General features: G+C 70.9%; 5 protein-coding genes. All 5 read left to right on the top strand.

Going from position 1 to position 5,282, the window contains the following annotated elements; genetic code table 11:
- Positions 1-1,591, top strand: a 1,591-nt coding sequence (locus tag J5F18_RS13185; RefSeq protein WP_346299066.1) for a bifunctional diguanylate cyclase/phosphodiesterase, incomplete at its 5' end; no start/stop codon positions are given.
- A gap of 207 nt (positions 1,592-1,798) precedes the next feature.
- Positions 1,799-3,115, top strand: a complete 1,317-nt coding sequence (locus J5F18_RS13180; RefSeq protein ID WP_346302230.1) for an MATE family efflux transporter — start codon at positions 1,799-1,801, stop codon at positions 3,113-3,115.
- 154 nt (positions 3,116-3,269) lie between these two features.
- The gene (gene mobA, locus J5F18_RS13175) at positions 3,270-3,881 is read left to right on the top strand and encodes a molybdenum cofactor guanylyltransferase MobA (RefSeq protein WP_346299065.1); all 612 of its coding nucleotides are present in this window, start codon (positions 3,270-3,272) and stop codon (positions 3,879-3,881) included.
- 70 nt (positions 3,882-3,951) lie between these two features.
- Positions 3,952-4,548 carry a molybdopterin-guanine dinucleotide biosynthesis protein B gene (gene mobB / locus J5F18_RS13170; RefSeq protein ID WP_346299064.1) on the top strand — a complete coding sequence of 199 codons (597 nt, stop codon included), beginning with the start codon at positions 3,952-3,954 and terminating at the stop codon, positions 4,546-4,548.
- The coding region (locus J5F18_RS13165; protein ID WP_346299063.1) for a molybdopterin molybdotransferase MoeA at positions 4,545-5,282 on the top strand (738 nt) is incomplete at its 3' end. The genes mobB and J5F18_RS13165, both read left to right, overlap by 4 nt.

Below are 5,282 nucleotides of genomic sequence, written 5' to 3'. Positions count from 1 at the left end.
CCTCTACGGCTATACGGCGGAGGAGGCCCAGGGCCGCCTGCTTGAGGAGCTGATCATCCCGGCGGCGATGCGGGAGGGAGTCATCCAGGCCCATCGTGCCTGGGTCGAGCAGGGCCAAGAGATCCCGGCCGAGGAACTGGAGCTCTTGCATCGCAGCGGTGAACCGGTGTCGGTCTTTTCCCACCATGTGATGCTCAACGAGCACACGGACGACCCGCTGATGTTCTGCGTGGACGTGGATCTCACCGACCAGAAGCGTGCCCATCGGCAGCTGGACTTCGCCACTCGCTTCGACCGCCTGACCCACCTGCTGAACCGGCACGGCTTCGAGGAGCAGCTGGATCAGGCACTGTCGGATTGTCGTCGCCAGGCCACCAGCCTGGTGCTGGTCTATCTCGACATCGACCACTTCGTGGAGATCAACGATGCCCTGGGCTACGACCAGGGAGACCGGCTGCTGGTGGAGCTGGCTCGACGGTTGAACGTCAATCGTCGCGGCGGCGATCTCGTGTCGCGGGTCTCCGGCGACGAGTTCGTGTTGGCCTTCACCGGTATCCATGACCCGGACGATATACCGCGTCTGGTGCACAAGGTGGGGGAGGTCATGCGGGCCCCGTTTCGCCTGGGGGAGCGTCGCTGCAAGCTGACGGCCTGTCTCGGGGTCGCCATCTTTCCCGGCAACGGGGAAACCACCAGCGAACTGGTCCGCAACGCCGATGTCGCCAAGAACCGGGCCAAGCTCGACGGTCAGGGGCGGGTAGTCTATTTCAACCAGCGGCTCCACGACGAGTTGCTCCGCCAACATCGTCTCGCAGACCGGCTGGAGCGGGCGGTGGAGGAGGGGGAGTTCGTCCTGTACTACCAGCCCCAGGTGTCGGCCGTCAGCGGTCGGGTCGAGACTCTCGAGGCCCTGCTGCGCTGGACCCCGGCGGAGGGCCCCTCCGTGTCGCCGGCCGAGTTCATCCCCCTGGCCGAGCGTTCTGAGCTGATTCACCGCATCGGCGACTGGGTGATGGAGGAGGCCTGTCGCCAGCGGGCAAGCTGGCGGGATGCCGGCCTGCTGATCGAGCGTATCGACATCAACTTCTCCGGCCGCCAGATGCAGAAGGCCGATCTCTTCCAGCGCTTCGAGGCCTGCCTGGAACGCCATGGACTGGGACCCCGGGACATCGGCCTCGAGCTGACCGAGAATGTGCTGATCGAGGCCGACGAGGTCATCCTGGCGGCGCTGCGAGGGCTCCACCACCGGGGCTTTCGTATCGCCATCGACGACTTCGGCACCGGCTACTCGTCGCTGAGCTACCTCAAGCACTTCCCCGTCACGGCCCTGAAGATCGACCGGACCTTCGTGCGCGATGCGCCGAACCGGCCCGAGGACCGGGCGATCATGGAGGCCGCGGTGTTCATCGGCCACCGGCTGGGGCTCGAGGTGGTGGCCGAAGGCGTGGAGAATCGCGAGCAGCTCGAGCTGATCCGCGAGATGGGCGTCGACCTGGTCCAGGGCTTCTACTTCTTCCGCCCCATGGCGGCGGCACAGATCGAGCGCCTGCTGCTCGGCGTGGTAACCGGCGGCGGGGTGTTCTCCAGCTGAGCCGCCCGCTCGCCATGGCACCGCCTTCCTGACACCCCGCTGTTGCGTCGCCCCCTTGCGTACGGGCGTTGCCAGTCGGCTTGGTGAACCGTTCTTACGTAGCGCCTATGCGTACAATACGCCCTCCCTTCAGCCACCGGAGCTACCGTGACGCAAGCCCGCTCCTCCGACTCCCTCGGTGCGACCCTCTGGCGCCAGACCTGGCCCATGGCCATCGGCGTGCTGGCACTGCTCGGTTTCCAGCTAGTGGACAGCGCCTTTATCGCCCGCCTGGGTACCGCGCCGCTGGCAGCCCAGTCCTTCACCTTCCCGCTCTCCTTCCTGATCATCGGGATCCAGGTGGGCCTGGGGATCGCCATCGCCGCGCTGATCTCCCGGGCCCTGGGCGCCGGCGAGGAGGCCCGGGCGAGGCGCCTGGGCAGCCTGGTGCTGCTGACGGGGGCCGGGGCCATCGCGCTGCTGGCGCTGCTGCTGTGGGCGATCCAGGGGCCGGTGTTCACCGCCCTGGGGGCGGATGCCGCCACTCGCGAGTTGATCCGCGGCTACTGGGCGCCGCAGCTGCTGGCCGTCTGGCTGGGGGCGGCGCTCTACTTCGGCTACAGCCTGTTCCGGGCCCATGGCGATACCCGCCTGCCGGGCAAGATGATGGTGGTAACCAGCCTGGTCAACCTGGTGCTCGACCCGCTGCTGATCTTCGGCCTCGGCCCCTGGTCCGGGCTGGGCCTGCCGGGTGCGGCCTGGGCCACGGTGATCGCCTTCGGCGTCGGCCTGGTGGTGCTGGGGCGCCGGCTCCGCCGCACCGACTGGCTGACCCGGGAGGGGCTCGCCGCGGAACTGCGTGTTTCGCTGCGCCCCTTCCTCGGCATCGCCGGCCCGGCCATGGTCAGCCAGCTGATGCCGCCGCTGGCCGCCATGCTCGCCATCACGGTGGTGGCGTCCCTCGGCGAGGCCTCGGTGGCGGCCTGGGGCCTGGCGAGCCGTCTGGAGACCCTGTCGCTGATGGTGGTGCTGGCCATGACCATGTCGCTGCCCCCCTGGCTGGGGCGCTGCTACGGTGCCGGCGACTGGGCCCAGGTGCATCGCCTGATGCGCCTGGCGCTGAGGGTCATCGTGATATGGCAGCTGGGCCTGGGCCTGGTGATGGCGCTGGCCGCCCCCTGGGTGGCGCTGGCCCTTTCCGGCAACCCCGAGGTGCGCGACGACCTGGCCATGCTGATCCGCTTCCTGCTGCCGAGCTATGCCGCGCTCGGCGTCTGCATGATCGTGGTCTCGGCGGGCAATGCCCTGGGCTGGCCGCTGCGCGCCATGCTGATGTCCGCGGCGCGGCTGTTCCTCTTCTACCTGCCCTGCCTCGGCCTGGGCGCCTGGCTGGCGGGTTTGCCGGGCCTCGCGGCCGGGGCGGCCGTGGGCAACCTGCTGGCCGGCCTGGCCGCCTGGCGGGTGCTGCGGCGCACCCTGGCCACGCCGCGACGAAGAGCGCGGGAGGAGCCTTGCCCAGTCGGCGCGGGGCGTCGTCAGGCGTGATCGCTCCCGCCCGATACCGCCCGGTCGATCGCGGCTCGCACCGCCGCGGGTAAGGCGGTGATTGACCCGCGTCAGGTCAATGACTTGCGCGGCGGCGCAGCGTGGCACCCGGCCACGGGCTCAGGCATCATGAGGGCAGACCAGAGGAGGGCGCATGATCCCGCAAGATGAACTCACCGGCCTGATCCTGGCTGGTGGCCAGGGGCGCCGCATGGGCGGCATGGACAAGGGGCTGGTAATCTTCCAGGGTCGGCCGCTGGTGGCCCATGTTGGCGAGCGCCTGGACGGGCGCGTGGCCGAGCTGCTGATCAATGCCAATCGCAGCCTGGCGGCCTATGCGCCGCTGGCCGACCGCGTCATTGTCGACGTCGAGGCGGGTTTCCAGGGCCCGCTGATGGGTATCTACAGTGGCCTGCGCGCCGCGGCCACGCCCTGGCTGCTGGTGGTGCCCTGTGACACCCCGGCGCTGCCCGACGACCTGGTGGCGCGCCTGGTGGCGGGCCTGGGCGACGGCGACATCGCGGTGGCCTGGGACGGCGAGCGCCTGCATCCGGTGGTGGCGCTGATCCGCACCCGTCTGGCCGACGACCTTGCCGCGGCGCTGGCCGCCGGCGAGCGCAAGATCGATCGCTGGTACGCCCGCCACGCCTGGCGGCGGGTGGACTTCTCCGATTGCCCGGCGGCCTTTGCCAACCTCAATACCGAGGAGGAGAAGCACCGCCTGGAGCGGGCGCTGCCCGGCAGGCCCCGCTCCCGGGAGCGCTGACCCCTGACCCTGATCCCATCAACGCTGACCCTGCCCCTGACCCTGACCTTGACCCCATGAGCCCCGACCCATGAATCCGAGCAACTCCGCACCGCTGCCTCTGGACGAGGACCTGCCGCTGCTGGGCATCGCGGCCTGGAGCGGCACCGGCAAGACCACCCTGCTGGAGCAGCTGCTGCCGCGCCTGGGCGAGCGAGGCCTGCGGGTGGCGGTGATCAAGCATGCCCACCACGGCTTCGACGTGGATCAGCCCGGCAAGGACAGCCACCGCCTGCGCCAGGCCGGGGCGGCGCCAATGCTGGTGGCCTCCCGCGCGCGGCTGGCGCTGATGATGGAGACCCCGGACCAGGGTGAGCCCGACCTGGCCGCCCTGGTGGCGCTGGTGCGTACCCAGCGCCCCGACCTGATCCTGGTGGAGGGCTTCAAGGCCTGGCCGCTGCCCAAGCTAGAGCTGCACCGACCCGCCCTGGGCAAGCCGCTGCGGGTGGCCGAGGATCCCTGGGTGCGGGCGGTGGCCTCGGATGAGCGGCTCGCACTCCCGGCGGGCATCGAGGCGCTGGACCTCAACGACCTCGAGGCCTTGACCGACTGGATCGCCGCCTGGCCCGCCCGCTGGCCCGCCGAGCGGATGCCCCGCTTCCTGTCGGCCGGGGCGGTCTCGCCATGACCCTCTCCTGCTTCGAACTCGGCGAGCGCATGCTCGCCGCCGAGGAGGCACGCGCGGCGGTGCTGTCGCTGATCGCCGGCCCGCTACCCGCTGAACGGGTCCCCCTGGCCCTGGCCCATGGGCGGGTCCTGGCCGAGGCGGCGGTCTCGCTCCTCGATGTGCCCCAGCGCACCAACGCCGCCATGGATGGCGTGGCCCTGGCCTGGCCGTCGACGGGGGCGCCGAGTGCTGCCTTCCGTCGGGTCGCCGAGATCCTGGCCGGCCAGGTTCCCCCGCAGGCGCTGGCGCCGGGCGAGTGCGCCGGTATCACCACCGGGGCGCCGCTTCCGACGGGGGCTGACACCGTGGTGATGCGCGAGCAGCTCCGCCTGGTGCAGGGGGAGGATGGCGCGACCTGGGTCACGGTCGACCGCCCCGAGCGGGTGCGGCGGGGGCAGAACGTGCGCCAGGCCGGTGAGGATATTCCGCGCGGGGCCCAGGCCCTGGCCGCCGGTATCCGCCTCTCGGCCGCGGAGCTGGGCCTGCTCGCCTCCCTGGGGCTGGCCGAGGTGGCGGTTCATCGCCGCCCCCGGGTAGCGCTCTTCTCCACCGGCGACGAGGTCACCGCCCCGGGCGACGCATTACCCGAGGCAGGCATCTTCGACGCCAACCGCTACAGCCTGATGGCCCTGGCCGCCGAGCACGGGGCCGAGGTGCTCGACCTGGGCATCCTCCCCGACGCCCGCGACGCCATC

The sequence above is a fragment of the Halomonas sp. BM-2019 genome, assembly GCF_017584085.1.
The sequence above is the reverse complement of the archived record's forward strand: the minus strand, read 5'-3'. Positions and strand labels throughout refer to the sequence as shown.

Coding starts and splice junctions, on each gene's coding strand:
- J5F18_RS13180 (WP_346302230.1), top strand. CDS start 1,799: ATGGCCATCGGCGTGCTGGCACTGCTCGGTTTCCAGCTAGTGGACAGC.
- mobB (WP_346299064.1), top strand. CDS start 3,952: ATGAATCCGAGCAACTCCGCACCGCTGCCTCTGGACGAGGACCTGCCG.
- mobA (WP_346299065.1), top strand. CDS start 3,270: ATGATCCCGCAAGATGAACTCACCGGCCTGATCCTGGCTGGTGGCCAG.